The 17,887-nt window shown below is 31.4% G+C and carries 13 protein-coding genes; 8 read left to right on the forward strand and 5 right to left on the reverse strand.

All coding sequences use genetic code 11. The features are described 5' to 3' along the window. Positions 1–6 precede the first annotated feature (6 nt). Entirely contained in the window at positions 7–4,128 is a 4,122-nt protein-coding gene (locus ACFSSE_RS11180; RefSeq protein ID WP_379100909.1) for a PKD domain-containing protein, read from the reverse strand. A 270-nt stretch (positions 4,129–4,398) separates the two neighbouring features. Between ACFSSE_RS11180 and ACFSSE_RS11185 the strand changes: the two genes are divergently transcribed. After that, a complete protein-coding gene (locus tag ACFSSE_RS11185) occupies positions 4,399–5,097 on the forward strand; it encodes a class I SAM-dependent methyltransferase (RefSeq protein ID WP_379047743.1) in 699 nt (232 codons plus the stop codon). A 47-nt stretch (positions 5,098–5,144) separates the two neighbouring features. Here ACFSSE_RS11185 and ACFSSE_RS11190 read toward each other — a convergent pair whose 3' ends face one another. The 4 genes from ACFSSE_RS11190 to ACFSSE_RS11205 all read right to left on the reverse strand — a co-directional run bounded on the left by ACFSSE_RS11190 (position 5,145) and on the right by ACFSSE_RS11205 (position 10,441). Then, positions 5,145–5,669: a pyridoxamine 5'-phosphate oxidase family protein gene (locus ACFSSE_RS11190; RefSeq protein WP_379047740.1), complete on the reverse strand. Its 525-nt coding sequence runs from the start codon at positions 5,667–5,669 to the stop codon at positions 5,145–5,147. Between the two features lie 139 nt (positions 5,670–5,808). After that, on the reverse strand, positions 5,809–8,631 hold the full coding sequence (locus ACFSSE_RS11195) for a S9 family peptidase (protein ID WP_379047737.1): 2,823 nt from the start codon (positions 8,629–8,631) through the stop codon (positions 5,809–5,811). Between the two features lie 89 nt (positions 8,632–8,720). Then, complete coding sequence (locus ACFSSE_RS11200; protein ID WP_379047734.1) at positions 8,721–10,031, reverse strand: hypothetical protein; 1,311 nt, start codon at positions 10,029–10,031, stop codon at positions 8,721–8,723. Between the two features lie 137 nt (positions 10,032–10,168). Next, a complete protein-coding gene (locus tag ACFSSE_RS11205) occupies positions 10,169–10,441 on the reverse strand; it encodes an iron chaperone (RefSeq protein ID WP_379047731.1) in 273 nt (90 codons plus the stop codon). A gap of 221 nt (positions 10,442–10,662) precedes the next feature. Here ACFSSE_RS11205 and gatB point away from each other — a divergent pair, with 221 nt between their 5' ends. From gatB to hisG, 7 genes are all read left to right on the forward strand, one after another. After that, positions 10,663–12,132 carry an Asp-tRNA(Asn)/Glu-tRNA(Gln) amidotransferase subunit GatB gene (gene gatB / locus ACFSSE_RS11210; RefSeq protein ID WP_379047728.1) on the forward strand — a complete coding sequence of 490 codons (1,470 nt, stop codon included), beginning with the start codon at positions 10,663–10,665 and terminating at the stop codon, positions 12,130–12,132. Continuing rightward, a complete protein-coding gene (locus tag ACFSSE_RS11215; protein ID WP_379047725.1) occupies positions 12,129–13,250 on the forward strand; it encodes a redoxin domain-containing protein in 1,122 nt (373 codons plus the stop codon). The genes gatB and ACFSSE_RS11215 overlap by 4 nt, the downstream gene beginning before the upstream one ends. Positions 13,251–13,422: 172 nt before the next feature. Continuing rightward, positions 13,423–14,112, forward strand: a complete 690-nt coding sequence (locus ACFSSE_RS11220; protein WP_379047722.1) for a response regulator transcription factor — start codon at positions 13,423–13,425, stop codon at positions 14,110–14,112. A gap of 212 nt (positions 14,113–14,324) precedes the next feature. Continuing rightward, on the forward strand, positions 14,325–15,206 hold the full coding sequence (gene lipA / locus ACFSSE_RS11225) for a lipoyl synthase (RefSeq protein WP_379047719.1): 882 nt from the start codon (positions 14,325–14,327) through the stop codon (positions 15,204–15,206). Positions 15,207–15,229: 23 nt separating this feature from the next. Beyond that, on the forward strand, positions 15,230–15,781 hold the full coding sequence (locus ACFSSE_RS11230; RefSeq protein WP_379047716.1) for an RNA polymerase sigma factor: 552 nt from the start codon (positions 15,230–15,232) through the stop codon (positions 15,779–15,781). A 1-nt stretch (position 15,782) separates the two neighbouring features. Beyond that, positions 15,783–16,628 (forward strand): anti-sigma factor, encoded by an 846-nt coding sequence (locus tag ACFSSE_RS11235; RefSeq protein WP_379047713.1) that lies wholly within the window; start codon positions 15,783–15,785, stop codon positions 16,626–16,628. 265 nt (positions 16,629–16,893) lie between these two features. Continuing rightward, positions 16,894–17,745 carry an ATP phosphoribosyltransferase gene (gene hisG, locus ACFSSE_RS11240; RefSeq protein ID WP_379047710.1) on the forward strand — a complete coding sequence of 284 codons (852 nt, stop codon included), beginning with the start codon at positions 16,894–16,896 and terminating at the stop codon, positions 17,743–17,745. Positions 17,746–17,887 lie beyond the last annotated feature (142 nt).

The raw sequence follows: 17,887 nt of genomic DNA on the forward strand, positions 1-17,887 counted from the left end.
TTCAATTTATTTTACTATTGTTACAGAACCGCTATATTTTAATTCGCCATCTTTTGCTGTAATTACATAATAATATACGCCCTGTGGTAAAAACTCATTGTTTAATCTACCATCCCAAGGTGTTGTATAATCATTTGCCCTGAAAACTTCTTTACCATACCTATTAAAAATTTTAATAGATGCATTTGGATAACTACTTAAATATTTAATGTTCCAAGTATCATTTACACCATCCCCATTTGGAGTAAAAGTATTTGGGATTTCAGGGAATTTTAAAACTTGTACAAAAACTTCGTCAATAATGGTACAACCCTCATCACTTTTAAGTGTTAATGTGTAAGTAATATCTTCTACTGGGGATGCTATAGGGTTTAATACATCGTCTCTATTTAAACCAGTTGACGGTGTCCATTTATAACTCACATTTTTTCCAACGGCAATTGCATCTAAAAGAATTTCTCCACCTAACAAAATTACTTTGTCTGTTCCGGCATCAAGTTTTGGTGTTTCATAAACTTCAATGTCTTGCGTTTTTGCAGTTTGACAATTATTTTCTCCTGTAAAAGTATAAGTAATGGGATGTATCCCCACTCCTGCCATTGCCGGAGAAAACAAGCCATCGGCAGCAATGCCTTTACCGCTGTAAACTCCGTTACCAAGCATTCCGCTTGTTTCTGATGCTTGTGTAATTTTATAAGGTAAAACCTCGGCACATACATTAGTTAAAGTATTGAAAACAACATTTGGTACCGCTTTTAAAGTAATTGATTTAATAACTTCACTTACACAATTATCGCCAGAAGTGGTTCTCATTTTTACATTAATAATTCTTTCAAGCGGAGTGTTAAAAACAGGGTATTTAAAAATATAGGTTTTTTGAATTTCACTTCTTACAGGTGGATTATTATCTATGAGGTTATAAGCAGCATTATTAGGTTGATTATCGTTATCAAAAAACCACTCTACTTTATTTAATTGCCCAAAACTGATGTTGGTATTATCAACAAAAGTAACCTCAGTATCACTACACAAGCCATTGCTATTTAATACTGTAAAGTTTGTATTAGCAATGGCACCTTTAACAGTAAATGGCTTTATTATCGTTTCACTACAACCATTGGCAGCGGTAACGGTTAAGGTTACTTGATAAGTTCCTGCTGCCCTGTATTGATGAGTTGGATTTTCAATTTTTGATGTTTGATTGCTTCCTTCACCAAAATCCCATAAATAAGTTAAGCCCAGTTTAGCACCAACAAAGGTTGATAAATTAGTAAATAATGCTTCTCCATTTGGTAAGCAACCATCAGGTAAAGTAAAATCTGCTTTTGGAATTGCTTTTAAAATGATTGATTTAGGTTGAGTATTTAAACATTCAATACCAGAATATGCTGTCATGGTAACATTAACAGTTTTTTGCGCCGGACTGTAAAATGTTGGATAAGTATGTGTATATATTTTTTTTGCAGCTGAACTTCTTAAATTAGGATTGTTATCTATTTCTTTAACCGCAGGATTTGAGTTGTCATAAACCCATTCAATTTTAGTGATTTCTCCAAAATCTACCGTAGAGTTATCTGTAAAATTTACAGTTTGGTTGCTACATAAAGCACTTTCATTCTGAACTATAAAATCAGCCTTTGGTGTACTGCCATTAACTGTGAATTTTTTAGTTATTGTTGTTATACAGCCTTTGGCACTTGTTACGGTTAATGTAACATCATAATCTTTAGCCACTGAGTATTTATGTGTTGGGTTTGGTGAAGCTGAGGTGTTGTTAGCTCCAGAAGCTGGATCACCAAAATTCCAAAAATAAGTTAAAGCAGAGTTATCACTTATTGTGGTTTTATTGGTAAACAATGCAGAAGCATCACTTAAACAAATATCTGGGGTTTCAAAATCTACAATTGAAAGAGGGTTAATTGTTATTTGTTTGATTATGGTGTCTGCACAGCCTAAATCAGTGGTAACAATAAGTTTAATGTTATAAGTTCCAACAGCAACAAAAGTATGTGATGGATTTTCTAACAAAGAAATATTATCCGTTGAAGTTGGGTCGCCAAAATCCCAATCGTATTTCATAATACCATCTACTGTGGTAGATTGATTGGTGAAATTAATTTGATTATTTACGCAGGTTATCGCATTGTTAGAAAAGTTGGCAACCGGTAAAGGAACTATTTCAATATTCTTCACCACCAAATCAGACCAGCAACCTTCGGCAGATTTTACTGAAAGCTTTATGCTTTTAAGTCCAGATGTATTAAAAGCATATTGAGCATTTTTGTTAGTTGATGGTCGTCCTTCGCCATTAAAATCCCATAAATAATCTGTAATGGTTTGGGTTGGGATATCAATTGTAGAAAAATTAATTAAATTATTTAAACAAGCTTTGGCTGCTAAATTAAAATCTGCAACAGGCAAAGGGTTTATAATAAAATCAAATACAAATTCGTCTCCAGTTCCACACGCATCAGCGGTTGGTTTAGTTGTTCTAATTTTATAACTATAGGTATAATCTTTTGTAAAAGTTATGGAGGAAATTAGCGAGTAATTGTAAATTGTTACACCATCTTTAACTTCATTAGGTAAAATTGGTTGCAGAGTAATGTATTTCAAACCACTACCATCACCATTGTCAAATTGAATATCTGAGGCTTCATATGGAAGTTTCAAATTTAAACTATACTCAACACCCACACAACCAGTTTGAACACTTGAAGAAGTGTTGCCCTTTAAAACCGGGTCTATACCAAAAGCAGTTAAATTAGCCCCAGCGGCGTATCCATAAGAGTCGGCATTTCCGAAACCATAGGCGGTAGCATTAAAACCCTCATCAGATAAAAGGTTATGAGTACCTTCTGTAACAGATAATTGTGCATAAGAATAACTAGGATTATTTGGTACTAATAAAAATTGATTTGCAACATTAACTCCATCTAATTTGAAACTTGCAACACCAGTACTTTTTATCACCACATTTATAAAATGTTTAGTAATAGAAAAACGCGGGGTTGAGTACATTGTAATTTGAGTTAATGTTTGCTCCAACGGATTTAAGAAAATCATTTCTGGATCGCCAACATCGCCAGCATTATTTGTACATGTTATGCTTCTATTTTGAGTTACAGCATATTGAACCAATTGAATAGGTTTATCTGAACTAATTTCATCCACGCTTTGACTTGCAAACTGATAATAAAAACTATTAACAAAACTTGAATTTGGTATTATACTCCCATTTAAAGTAACCACAGCAGTAGGGTCGCTTTTAATTACTCTATAAATTACAAAATTTCTATCCTTATGTGGTACAGTAATAAAGCTTTTACCCCATGTTGAAGTTGGGTAAGCTTGCTGAAATAAATTGTCTGCTGAACCTGGATTTGCACCAGTAAAATTATAATTTAAACAATTAATAGAAATCTTACTGCTTCCAGAAAAAACAGCTATTTTTTTACAAGTACCATTACTACTAGATATTGATTTTATTCTAGACCCAGTTAAATCTCCACCACTAGAAGTACCACCAAAATTTGTAAATGTTCCCAAAACATTATAAATCTCTCCCTTCTTTAAAGAAATAATATTTTGGGAGTTTGCTGCCCAACCACCTTGTGTTGCAGCTGTGGGAGTAATTTCTACTTGAGTATCATCTTCTACAGCAACTACAAAAAACCAAGAAACAGAATTTGTTGAGTTAGATTCTTGTTTGTAATTGATAGAGTAATAATCTTTACCTAATGTATTTACAGGCAACACTAAAGTAGCGCCAGAAACAGAATTTTGATAAATATGTGCGTAAACAATTACTGGCTTAAGAGAGGTGACATGAATGGCATTTTGTGATCGACCATCATTATTTAAGTGAGCAGAAGTTGGAATATCTACAAATTGAACTTGGTTAGCAGTAATTGTTACTGTTTGGGTAAAACCTAAACCTGGAATAGTTACAGTTGCTGTAGTATTAACATCAGAAGTTATATATAGAACCATTTGACCAACACTGACATGCTTTCCATAGCCCAACCAAAATTCGGTGCCTTTATTTGAAGCGCCTTGCCCAAACGAATTCAAACTAGCTATTAAGCACAGCAATATTACTATGCATTTTACAAAATTTTTAAACATGGTGTGTTAACAGTCAGTTTTGACTATGAAAAATAGGTTTGGTTTATTTTGTAATTAAACAAATTCCCATAAATTAAAGATAGTATTTAAATTGAAATATCAAATAATTTAACAACAAAATAACTGATCAAATGGTATTTAAAAAACTCGGTAATTATTTATTCTATACCAAGCATAAACTTATAGTGATGTTTTTATAAAATATTGATATTTGTAACTCTGTTTTGGAGAAATTATTAGCGCTCAAAAGCATTCTATAAAATCAAAATAATGATAAATAAAGATATTTACGGTACCGTTTTAAAAGATTGTTTTAATGGTAAAAAGGATATAGCACTTTTATTGCATAACCATTATGGCGAAGCAGAAGACTATCCCATTGAAATGTTTTTTAGGGATGAATGTACCATGCCAGAAGCAGAAACCATTGCACTAAATTTATGCAAAGGCAGAGTTCTAGATTTAGGCGCAGGTACAGGAAATCATACATTAGCTTTACAAAATAAGGGTTTTGATGTTACCGCAATTGATGTTTCTGAAGGTGCTTGTGAAATTATGCGAATCAGAGGTGTTAAAAATGTAGTTGGTGCGGATGTTTTTAATTACAGAGAAGAAAAATTTGACACTTTACTTTTAATGATGAACGGAATTGGTTTTGTTGGATATATTGATGACTTAAAAATATTTTTAAATTTTGCTAAAACCATACTCCATCCTAATGGGCAAATACTTTTTGATTCGTCTGATGTTTCCTACCTATATGAAGATTTAGATAGATCTGCAGACCCTTATTATGGAGAAACTGATTACCAATATGAATATAATGGAGAAAAAGGCGAATGGTTTGCTTGGCTTTATATCGATGAGTTTGAAATGAGGAAAGTTGCTTTAGAATGCGGTTGGGAATTGCAAGTTGTTTATCAAAACCTAAATGATAATTATTTAGGCAGACTAACGCTAAAGTCATAAAAAAGGGCAACTGTTTCTTACAGCCGCCCAGTATAAATTTTATTGATTTAAAACTCTAATTTTCCTTCAACACTGTCATCCATACTTTTCCCAATTACCAAAGAGGTAACCATTTTTGCAAAAGCAATCGTATCACCATGTTTATTGTCCCAATAATAAACATTTGTTGGTACTACTTTTAATAAAAGTATTGTTGGGTCTTCTTTACCTTCAGTAAACCAAACTTTTAATAAAGGATTCCAAAGTTCATCTACTTTTTTTTGGTCCTCTACAAATTCTGTAATTCCGTAAATATTTAAAAATCCAGAATTTTTATTTTCTTGAAAGAAAAGATGCGTAAATGGGTCTGCTTCTATTTCTTCTTTTTTGTAAGTGTCTTTACCAGTCATAAACCATAAGTTACCTTCATCATCAACTTGTAAAATGGACATTGGCCTAACGGACATTGGTATTCCGGTTTTAATGCTGGTACAAAAGAAACAGTTTTCTGCACTGGTTGCAATATCTTTTAATTTATCGATTGCTTCTTTACCAAATAAATTCTTTTGATTTTCTTTTTTATTAGTTTCCATGATTTTTGTTTTTAACTAAAAAAGCAAAGACCAGACCAAAGCTAAATATGATTTTTTTTAAACCTTGTATAATTCAGAAAAATAAAACGCCAGCTGATGAAAATCAGTTGGCGTTTGTAAATAGACTATAGTCAATTATCTATTTCACCAATTCAAACCCCCAATTTTTTCCTTTTTCTGTTGCAGGTACTCCTTTAATCATCCAAACTGGCGCAGGTGCATCTTTTAGGTAGTGGTCAAAAAATTGTTGCTCCCTAATTGATATGTCTTTTCGGTTTTCTCGTTTTATTAAGTTATGCTCCTCGCCGTTATAATTAAGCATCCAAACTGGCTTACCTAATCTACGCAATGCCGTAAACATTTCAATCCCTTGGTACCAAGGCACAGCTCCGTCTCCATCATTTGCCATAATTACAACTGGTGTTTGCACATTTGGCATTTTAAACAAAGGCGAGTTTTCTACATACAACTCTGGCTTTTCCCAAATAGTTGCTCCAATCCTACTCTGTGTTTTTTCATACTGAAACTGCCTATTCATTCCGCTTTGCCAACGTATGCCACCATAAGCAGAAAACATATTTACCACTGGTGCACCAGACCATGCAGCAGCATATTTATTATTTACTGTAATTAAATGTGCAACTTGATAACCACCCCAACTTTGTCCTTGGATACCAATTTTAGCAGCATTAACCCATGTGTTTTTTGCTAAAAAATCAACTCCAGAATTAATAAACTCTTCTGCAGATTTTCCCGGATAACCAATTTCGTAACTAATATCTGGCGTAAACACCAAATAACCATTACTTACAAAATAGCTTATATTTAAACGAGAAGGTGTTGGTGCTGGTGCTTGATAGTTAAATAAATTATCAGAAACTTTCTCATAAAAATACACCAACATTGGGTACTTTTTATTTGGGTCAAAATCTTCTGGTTTATATAAAACTCCGGTTGCTTTGTATCCTTTTGGAGTTGTCCAGTTTACCAATTCTGCTGTTCCCCAATTGTAATTACTTTGTTGAAGATTGATGTCACTTAATTTCTCTTCAGACTTAAAATCTGATGAAAAATATACGTTTGCTGATTCTTTGTAGTTGTCTTTTTCGTAAATATATTGGTTAATATCTTTCGCTTTAATTGGGGTAGAAAAACTGTAATCATCCATTACAATTTTAATGGGATTACCAATTTTTGATAAAGAATGACTGTAAAAACCGTTTTGTTTGTTCACGTTATTAAAAGCAGTTAATAAAATATCTCCTTTTAATTTAATGGCCTTCTTTTCCTTATCTAAATGTATGTATCTAAAAGTTATTTGATTGGTACGTCCGTAGCCGTTCGTTAAATTTTTACCTAAACCTGTTTCTGGGTTGTATGCCCAAATATCATATCTATCGTAAATTAAAATTTGTTTTTCATCTTCGGTAAAACCGGCGTAGCTATAATCACTAGCATCATCAGGTACATCATTTTCTTCGTCTCCAAAACTAATCCCTTTTGCTTGTAAAAGTTTTACTTTTTTACTTGTTAAATTACTGTAAGTGTACCAATTTTGTTCTTTTCTATCAAACCAAGCAACATAATTACCTTTAGGCGAAAATCTATAATTTGCCCTAGCATCTTTATTAATTAATGTTTTATTTCCTGTTGCAAGATTATAAATATATGCACTTCTTAAAGTTGAACCTTCCCACTGCATAGATACTCTGTTCCCATAATCAGAAGAAATTAAAGCAAAATCTCCGTTAGCATCTTCTGGTAAATCAACGTTATTTAGTTCTTCGGTTGCTATTTGAGTAAATTTACCACTCTTTAAATCAACCATCGCTAAATAGCTCTCTTTCAGCTTTCTGCTTAAGTTTGCCAACTGCATAGGCTGCAAATAATCATCCTGATAATTCCATATATCCACTTTAGCAACTTCAAAATCTACTATGGTAGTATCTTTTGCAACAGGTATTGGTGCTGTACCAAAAAACAACCTATTCCCGTTTTTGCTAAAAAACACTTTGCCATTTTCACTTACAGTATTTTCTAATGGCATGCCAGCAGTGTTTTTTGTAACTACAACGTTAGCACTATCCGTTTTAAAGTTGTATAAATATAAATCAAATGGCTTTACTAAAGCTTTTTCTGCACTTTTATTACCTACAAAAGCCAATTGATTTGCTTCTTCATCAAAAACAAAATTTTTATAAATTCCTTTACCAGACGTAAGATTTGTTGTTTTTTTAGTAGCAATTTCAAATATAAAAACACCAGCTTTAGTAGCGGAATCTTTTTTTACTGCTGTGGCATTATATAATAGGTATGCTCCATTTTTGCTTAACAAATAATCTGTAACACCTTTAAAAGTTACATCGTTGTTACTTTTTAAATACTTTAAAACTAAAACAGTTCCCTCTTTTGAAGCCGCTGGTTTAGCTTCTTCATCAGCAAAGAAATAATCACTGTCAGTTTTTTTATTTGGCTTTTTTGCTTTTGTAGTATCTGCTAGTTCTTTATCCAGTAAATAAACTAAAACATTACTATTATTTTCTGGCAATGCAAAAGATTTTACATTAGCTATTTTCTGTAAATTTTTACTGCCAAAATTTAAAATCCCTAAAGAATCTTTGGGCATTTCATCAGGCTTTTTCTTTTTAATTTTTGCTTTTCTTACATCGGCATAACTTGGCTTAATTAAAAAAGCTAAAAACTCTTCGTCTTTTGTAAAAGAAAAATTTTCTACCCTTGGGTAGTTAAAAGCAATTGCAGTTGTTTTCGGGTTTTTTACAAATAAATTGGCATCACCAGCCTGTGGTGTAACACTATAACCAACCCACTTAGCTTGGATACTAATTTGTTTGTTAGCTACATTTTGCCATTCATCGTAAACAGAATGATTTAAGGGCGCTTTTTGCCCAAAAGTTAAAAGTGCGCAAAATGTGAATGAAGATAAAAGTATTATTTTTCGCATATCAGAAATTAAATATTTCTTAAATATGCTTAAAGTTCAATTTATAAGTAGATTAAGCACTAAAATATTACAATTGCACTATGATAGTTTTATAATGTACGTTCTTTTATTTTTAAGAGTTGTTTTTCTAAAAACTCATAAGGTAATTTTTTCTTTTTAGCCATGTCTATCGCTATTTGTTGATTATATTCTGATTCTTTATAGTAACCGGATAAATAAAGTAAATGTGCATACGTATCATAAAAACCATAAACATCCTGCAATTCTAAAGCTCTTTTACTCCAAGCTAAAGCTTTAGAAATATAAAATGGATTTTTTGTACCCGTTTGAATTACATAAGCTGCGGCATTATTAAGTTCGTAAGCAACAGGTTGAGGAAGGTTACTGTACGAAAAAAACATTTTTCCTTTAATACCAGAAGTATTTATTTTTTTTGAATCTTCAATCTTTCTTCTATCTGCAGAATCTTTACTTATATTCAAATAATATCTATCGTAAAAATAAGAGGCAGTTCTTAAAAAATTAGCAGTATCCTTAACTGCTTTATAATAAGAAATTAATTTGCTTGTAGCATTTAAATCTGCTTGGACATAGTTTTTACCCCAGCTTAGCCTAGTATAATTTGATGCTGCATTAGCCCAAGCAAAAGATTTATTTTTTACTGCTACATTCATAGTATTTGTAATAATTGTTTCGTCTATTTCTTTCAATACATTAATAGGTTCTGTTTTATAAATGCTATCAATTATTTTGCTGTTTACAGAAATTAAACGATGTGCTTTCCCTTGAGCTAAAGGCCCCGCTTTTAAAATAAACAGTACTTCATTATAATCACTTAACTCCGGAACTTCAAGAAAATCAATATATTTATCAATTAAAAAATAATTAGAAGTAATTCCTAAACTCATTCTTTTTTTAATATAATTTTTCAAGAAATACCTATCAAATTTCCCTGCTTTATATTCATCATCATAATCAATTATAGATTTTTCTTTATTTAAGACATTAACTTTTTTTATAGTTTCTAAAAATTCATTGGTTTGATTGTAAATCCCAAAATCAATAAAAATCAATCCTCCCTTAACATCAAAATAAAGTAAACATGGAAAAAAACTTATGTTAAAATTTCTAAGATACCTTGATAGCTCTATTTCTGAAGAGTTACCTCTGTAATTTATAAAATCTTTATTTAAAATTTTGATGATATCAGGATTAGAAATTTCTTTTTTTAAATTTTCATTAGAAAATTCACTATCAATTCTAATAAGTAAAATTTTACTTAAACTCTTTGATTTTTCTTGTGCTAATATTAAAGATTCCTCATAATTGATAGTTTGTGCGTTACAATAATTTGTTTCAATTACAAGGAATAGCAAAATTGCAGATAGTATATTTTTCATATTGGGTTAGGTAAAATAACTTATAAAGTTAAACACTAAAAGTAGTTTAAATTATTGATTAATATTTTAATATTTTTTACTTTGTTGCACCCTGTAAAGCGTCATTTCTTTTATGAACTTTAAAGGTAAGGGTTCATTTAAAGGAAATTGTTTAGCGCCTTTTGCACATTTATATCCACTAATTTCATCTTTAAAATAAACCAAAGCCTCAATCCAATATGATATTTATAGGCTGCAAAGTGAACCAAATTGCCATTCAATTTAAAAGTGGGAATACCATAACTGATGGTTTCCTTTGCCTCAGGTAAAACCTCTTTAATTGTCTGCCTAATTGTTTGTAAACATTGTTGAGTTTCTGTTGGGAAACCGGCAATATATTGGTCTATATTAATTATTTTATCACTTATCATTTTCAAATGGCATCAAATTATCAATTTTATAATTTAACTATTTGTAAATCAAATCCTGATTTTAGAGCATAATTAAAATAAAACTCTTAATTATATATCCCACAATAGTTAAATATTTAACAAATTAATAATAATTCTTTTTCTTTGACAATTTGTAGGTATTTAAATTATATTTGAAAATCACAACAAAACAAGCCTTTTGGTAAACTTTTAATTACAAAATGAATCTTATTTTAAACAATTTTGAACAGTACGAAGCTGTAATTGGTCTAGAAGTGCATGTTCAATTATCTACAGCATCTAAAGCATTTTGTTCAGATTCAGCAACCTTTGGTAATTTACCAAATCAAAATATAAGCGCAGTTTCTTTGGGCCTACCTGGCGCATTACCCATTGGTAATGAGAAAGCTATTAAATATGCTACCAAATTAGGTTTAGCAATTGATAGTAAAATAAATCAATACAATTTCTTTGATAGGAAGAATTATTTCTATGCAGATTTGCCTAAAGGTTACCAAATTACGCAAGATAATGAACCTATTTGTTTAGGTGGAAAATTAAAAATTAGGTTGGAGAATGGAACTGAAAAAGACATTATTCTTAACAGAATTCACATGGAAGAAGATGCTGGAAAAAGCATTCACGATGTTGACCTAAAATACTCTTACATTGATTTAAACAGAGCTGGTGTAGCACTTTTAGAGGTCGTTACTGAGCCCATGATTAGTTCTGGCGATGAGGCTGCTGCTTATTTAACAGAACTTAGAAAGTTAGTACGCTATTTAGAAATTTGCGATGGGAATATGGAAGAAGGTTCTATGCGTTGCGATGCAAACGTTTCTGTAAGATTAAAAGGAGAAACCAAGTTAGGCAACCGTTGTGAAGTTAAAAATCTTAATTCCATTAAAAACGTTCAAAGAGCAATTGAACATGAAATAGAGCGTCAAATTAATTTGATTAATAAAGGAGAATCTATTGCACAAAACACATTAAATTTTGATGCTGTAACTGGTAAAACTACTCCGCTAAGATCAAAAGAAATGGCAAATGATTATCGCTATTTCCCTGAACCAGATCTATTACCAATTGTAATTTCTGATGAATATTTAGCTCAAATAAAAGCTGATTTACCTGCATTACCAGAAGAACTTTATCAAAAGTTTACGCAAGAAATGAGTTTGCCAAGTTATGATGCTTTGGTGTTAACATCAGAAAAATATGTTGCAAATTATTTTCTAGAGGTTTGTAATTTTACAAAAAATTATAAAATGGCTTCTAATTGGGTAATGGGAGCTATAAAATCTTATGTGAATGAGAAACAAATTACCTTCAAACAATTAGACATTCCTGCCAAAGAAATTGCATCAATAATTAATTTAGTAGAAAGCGGTACCATTACAAATAACCAAGCAAAAGACAAGCTTTTTGTTGAGTTATGTAAAAATCCTGATGCTATAGTTTCCGATTTAGTTAAACAATTAAATTTAGGAGTTAGCCAAAATACCAACGAATTAGATGGTTTCATTTTACAAGCAATTGAGAAATTTCCAGATAAAGTAAAAGAATACCATAATGGTAAAAAAGGAGTTATAGGTTTGTTTATGGGCGAGGTAATGAAATTATCTCATGGAAAAGTTGATCCTAAAAAAACGAATCAACTTATTATTGATAAAATTGAGAGTTTAAAATGAGAAAACAGTTTTTTTTAGCATTATTTGGTCTAGTACTTATTTTTAATAATTGCACCAATAAAAAAGAATTTATAATTAACGGCAAACTATCAAATATTGGCGATGCTAAAAAAGTTTACCTTTTAGTTTTAGATAACTTGGGTCAAATGAAACCCGTTGACTCTACTTTTTTAGATGAAAACCATGAATTTACTTTAAAAGCTAAAAGTGAAAACCCCGAGTTTTACCAGGTAGCTATTGGGCAAAGAGGTTATTTTGTAATAGGAGAAATTGGTGATGAAATAGAGCTTATAGCTGATTTATCAAGTGCGGCATCAGTTTATCAATTAGAAGGTTCTGAAGAGGCTGAAAAAATAACAGAGTATAACAAAATAACTTCTTATTATTCTCAAAAAAATGGTGAATTAGCAGAAAAATACAGCAAATTGATCGCATCTGCACCAGGTAAAAAAGATGCTTTAATTGCAGCATACACAGAAAAATCAGAAGAAATTGCAGAACCCTTTTTAAAAAAATCTTTTGAATTTATTGATAAAAACTCAAAAAGTTTAACTGCTTTTTTTGCGGCAAATATTATAACAGGCGTTAAACACGATGCTTATGAAAACAAACTAATTGCATATAGTAAGCAAGCAAAAGAAAATTTCCCTAATAACCAATCTATACAAACATTTGCTAAACAAATGGAAATGGCAGAAAAGGTTGCTGTTGGACAAATTGCACCAGAAATTACCGCTCAAGGCACTGATGGCAAAATAATTAAGCTTTCCGATTTTAAAGGTAAATATGTATTAATTGATTTTTGGGCTTCTTGGTGTGCACCATGTAGGCAAGAGAATCCTAATTTAGTGGCATCATTCAATAAATTCAAATCTAAAAACTTCACAGTTTTAGGTTTTTCTTTAGATGAAGATAAAGCAGCATGGGAAAAAGCCATCAAATCTGATAAATTAGATTGGGCTCAGGTATCAGAATTAAAGCAATGGGACTCACCAACTGCCCTACTTTACAATGTTAGTGCAATTCCGTCATCTTTTTTGATAGATCCAAGCGGTAATATTATTGCAAAAAATTTAAGAGGAGAAAAATTGAATGATTTCCTAAACAAAACATTATAACAAATAAAAAATTGATATATAGAAGATTAACAAGCTAGTTTTATTAAATTATTAATCTTAACAATTCTAAATTGTAATAAATTGTTAAAGAATTGCAAACCTTAACAATTTATTAATATTATGTTAACCTTTTTAAACATAAAACGCTCTAAATTCGTAACAAATAAAATTTATGAATACAAGCAAGCCCAAAATACTTATAGTTGATGATGAACCAGATATTCTGGAGCTGATTGAATATAATTTAAAAAAAGAAGGTTACCAGGTTTTTACCGCAAGTAATGGTCAAGAAGCGGTACAAGAAGCTCGCAAATCTATACCGGATCTAATCATTTTAGACATAATGATGCCTAAAATGGATGGTATTGAAGCTTGTCGGATTTTGAGAGCAATGCCTGAATTCAAAAACACTTTCATGGTTTTCTTAACTGCAAGAAGTGAAGAGTATTCTGAAATTGCTGGTTTTAATGTTGGGGCAGATGATTATATCGCAAAACCTATAAAACCTAGAGCGTTAATAAGTAGAATTAACGCAATTTTAAGGCGCAACACTCAAAGCGAAGAAATTATTGAAAATAAAATTGAAATAGGCGATTTAGTTATTGATAGAGAAGCATTTTTGGTCTTTCAAAAAGGAGAAAAAGTTGTATTAGCTAAAAAAGAATTCGAATTGCTTTATTTATTAGCATCAAAACCTGGTAAAGTTTACACTCGTGAAGTTATCCTTAAAAATATTTGGGAAGATTCTGTTGTGGTAACTAATAGAACAATTGATGTGCACATCAGAAAATTAAGAGAAAAATTAGGCGATGATTATGTAACAACCGTTAAAGGTGTAGGTTACAAATTTGAACTAGCATAACATCTAATGTCCCTAATTAAAAATGTTAGGGACATTTTTTTTACAAAAAAACACCACTTTAATCCTTTCAACAGCATCATCCACACATTTTTTTCTTTAAATTTTTAATTGGTTTTAAAATACTATTCTAACCTATTATAATTTTAAAATCAAATTAATAAAATACACTGTATCAAATATTTTATTTTACCGAAAAACTGTATTTTTACAGCATGATTGAACTTCCTGTTATTTCAGCAAATCAAATACAACGCAAACCAGATTGGTTAAGGGTGAAACTGCCAGTTGGTAAAGAATATGCACATGTAAGAGGTTTGGTTGATGAACATAAATTGCATACGATTTGTGAAAGCGGAAATTGCCCAAATATGGGTGAGTGTTGGGGTGCCGGTACAGCCACTTTTATGATATTAGGTAATATTTGTACCCGTTCTTGCTCATTTTGTGCTGTTGCAACAGGTCGCCCTTTAGCTGTAGATTTAGACGAGCCTAATAGAGTTGCAAATTCTATTAAATTAATGAATGTAAAACATGCTGTTATAACTTCTGTTGATAGAGACGATTTAAAAGATGGAGGTTCAATTATTTGGGCAGAAACCATTAAAGCAATCCGCAGTGAAAGTCCTCAAACTACTATGGAAACCTTAATTCCAGATTTTAAGGGTGTTTGGGAGAATTTATATAGACTTTGCGAACAAAAACCCGAAGTGGTTTCTCATAATATTGAAACAGTAAGAAGATTAACCAAAGAAGTGAGGGTACAAGCTAAATACGATAGAAGTATGGAGTGTTTACAACGTATTTCTGAATTTGGTTTAAGAACTAAATCAGGCATAATGCTTGGTCTTGGAGAAACCGAAGCTGACGTTTTAGAAACCATGCAAGATTTGAAACAGGCTGGAGTGCATGTACTTACAATAGGACAATATTTGCAACCAACAAAAAACCATCATCCTGTTGTGGATTGGATTCATCCTGACCAGTTTGCATTTTACAAAGAAAAGGGAAGAGAAATTGGCTTTAAATATGTAGAAAGCGGTCCTTTGGTACGGTCTTCGTACCATGCAGAAAAACACTTATTTGATTTTCAATAAATCCTCTTTATCTTACACCAATTGTGATAAAAACGAAAAAAATATTTTTAGAAGAGCCCGAACTTGTAATTGCTTTACAGCAACAAAAAAAGATTGGTGCTGACGCCCTTTACGAAATGTATTCCTCATCTTTATTGGGTATTATTCAACGAGTAATTGTTGATAAAGAAATTGCCGAAGATGTTTTACAAGAAGCATTAGTAAAAATTTGGAACTCTATACATCAGTACGATGCATCTAAAGGCCGATTATTTACTTGGATGGTAAACGTTGCCCGTAATTTATCTATTGATAAAGTAAGGTCTAAAGATTATAGAAACCATTCTAAAAACCAAGACTTAGAAAACCACGTAAATTCAATCGACAGTCAGAGAAGCACTGAATTTAAGCCCGAATTAATGGGTGTTAAAGATCTTTTACAAAAGTTAAAACCTGATCAAAAAATTATAGTTGAATTAATTTACTTTCAGGGATTTACTCATGTAGAAGCCGCAGAAGAACTTTCTTTACCGCTTGGAACTGTTAAAACAAGATTGAGAATGGGAATTATTGAGTTGAGAAAATATTTTAAATAAAGTGGAAAATATTAAAACATATATCGAATCGGGCATTTTAGAACTTTATGTTTTAGGGGACCTAAACGCTGAAGAAAATTTGGCAGTTGAGGAAATGTCTAAGCTCCATCCTGAGGTAAAAGCCGAATTGGAGGAGATTGAAAAGGTGATGCAAAACGTAGCTACGGATTTAGCCATTGAGCCATCAGCTTCTGTAAAAGCAAATTTCTTTAATCAGATTTCTTTTTCTGATGAAGAAGAGTTTGTTAAACCAGAGCAAGTAATCGCTCCAATTGCAGAAGCAAAAGTTGTTAGTTTAAATAGCGGAAGATTAAATTTTTATAAATATTCTTTTGCAGCTTGTTTAGCATTATTGGTGGTAAGTATTGTTGCAATTATAAATTTATCAAGTAGCTTAAAAGACAGCAGACAGCAAATTGCTCAATTACAAAGTAGTAATCAAACTTTTGCAAATCAGGTAAATTATTTAGATAAAAAAGTAAATAGTAGTAACGAGTCTATTAGGGTTTTAACAAATCCCGACTTTAAAATGGTGGTATTAAAAGGAACAGATAATTCACCAAATTCAAATGTTACCATAGCGTTTAATGCAAAAGAAGAAAAAGTATTGATTGACTTTACCAGCATGAAAATGCCAATAAACGACCAAGAACACCAATACCAACTTTGGGCTTTAGTTGATGGTAAACCAGTTGATTTAGGTGTATTTGATGCACAAGACGGAATTATTGGATTAAAAGATATGAAGTCTATTGGAACGCTACAAACTTTTGCTGTAACCTTAGAACCACGTGGCGGTAGTGTTAACCCAACATTAGAAAAATTAATTGTAATTGGAAACATCTAATAAATATTGTAAATAATATAAAACCCAAAATCTGATTAAGATTTTGGGTTTTTTGTTTCAAAATAACTTGATTATCCCCATTAGCTTGTTATATTTGCGACATAAATAATATCTCTCCGTAGAAATATTAAAAAAGACATGAAAATAATTTTGACAAACATACATCATTTACATCATCGCTAAGGCGATGTTATATATTGTATGTTTTGTACGTCAAAACTTTTCCATTCTCCATTTGTTGGTCTTTTATTAATACTGTAAAATCTTGAAAACTTTAAAAATTGCTATCCAGAAATCTGGCAGATTAAATGACAAATCTGTTGAATTGTTAAAAAATTGTGGACTTTCTTTCGAAAACTATAAAAGCTCCTTAATTACCCAAGTATCTAATTTTCCTCTAGAAATTCTTTTCTTAAGAGACGATGATATTCCAGAATATGTACAAGATGGCATTGCCGATATTGGTATTGTTGGCGAAAACGGCATTGCAGAAACCGATGTTGATGTTAGCTATTTACAACGCTTAGGATTTGGGAAATGTAAATTAAAATTGGCTGTACCAAATGATAGTGAAATTCAAACAGTTGCAGATTTACATGGCAAATCTATAGCAACCTCCTACCCTGTTATTTTAGAAAAATTCTTAACCAAACAAGGTGTAAAATCAGAAATTAAAATGATTTCTGGTTCAGTAGAAATTTCTCCAGGTTTAGGTTTAGCCGATGCTATTTTCGATATCGTATCAACTGGTGGTACTTTACGTAGTAACGGATTAAAACCTTTTGCAGATGTAATGTCTTCAGAAGCAGTTTTAATAGGTCGCAAAGGAATTGAAACTGATGCTTTGGTAGCCGAACTGTTGCAACGCATACAATCTGTAATGCGAGCTAAAGAAACTAAATATGTGGTTTTGAATGTTGAAAAAGTAAATCTTAACAAAATTTTAGATTTATTACCTGGTGTAAAAAGTCCTTCGGTTTTACCTTTGGCAGAAGAAGGTTGGGTTGCAGTACACACGGTAATTCCAGAAATTGATTTTTGGAGCCATATTAACGAACTAAAAGCCGCTGGCGCACAAGGAATTGTAGTAATGCCAATTGAAAAGATTATAGTTTAGATTAGAGTATTGAGATGTGAGAATTGGGTATTGAGATACCTATATTTTGTATAAAATTTTAGTATCAAGTGCCTACAAAACATTTTAAACTTTATAAGAACCGAAGAAATGCAAAACTTTAATAACGAAAATACAAATCAAA

Source organism: Pedobacter alpinus (assembly GCF_042684645.1).
Taxonomy (GTDB): domain Bacteria; phylum Bacteroidota; class Bacteroidia; order Sphingobacteriales; family Sphingobacteriaceae; genus Pseudopedobacter; species Pseudopedobacter alpinus.

Coding starts and splice junctions, on each gene's coding strand:
- ACFSSE_RS11180 (WP_379100909.1), bottom strand. CDS start 4,128: ATGTTTAAAAATTTTGTAAAATGCATAGTAATATTGCTGTGCTTAATA.
- ACFSSE_RS11185 (WP_379047743.1), top strand. CDS start 4,399: ATGATAAATAAAGATATTTACGGTACCGTTTTAAAAGATTGTTTTAAT.
- ACFSSE_RS11190 (WP_379047740.1), bottom strand. CDS start 5,669: ATGGAAACTAATAAAAAAGAAAATCAAAAGAATTTATTTGGTAAAGAA.
- ACFSSE_RS11195 (WP_379047737.1), bottom strand. CDS start 8,631: ATGCGAAAAATAATACTTTTATCTTCATTCACATTTTGCGCACTTTTA.
- ACFSSE_RS11200 (WP_379047734.1), bottom strand. CDS start 10,031: ATGAAAAATATACTATCTGCAATTTTGCTATTCCTTGTAATTGAAACA.
- ACFSSE_RS11205 (WP_379047731.1), bottom strand. CDS start 10,441: ATGATAAGTGATAAAATAATTAATATAGACCAATATATTGCCGGTTTC.
- gatB (WP_379047728.1), top strand. CDS start 10,663: ATGAATCTTATTTTAAACAATTTTGAACAGTACGAAGCTGTAATTGGT.
- ACFSSE_RS11215 (WP_379047725.1), top strand. CDS start 12,129: ATGAGAAAACAGTTTTTTTTAGCATTATTTGGTCTAGTACTTATTTTT.
- ACFSSE_RS11220 (WP_379047722.1), top strand. CDS start 13,423: ATGAATACAAGCAAGCCCAAAATACTTATAGTTGATGATGAACCAGAT.
- lipA (WP_379047719.1), top strand. CDS start 14,325: ATGATTGAACTTCCTGTTATTTCAGCAAATCAAATACAACGCAAACCA.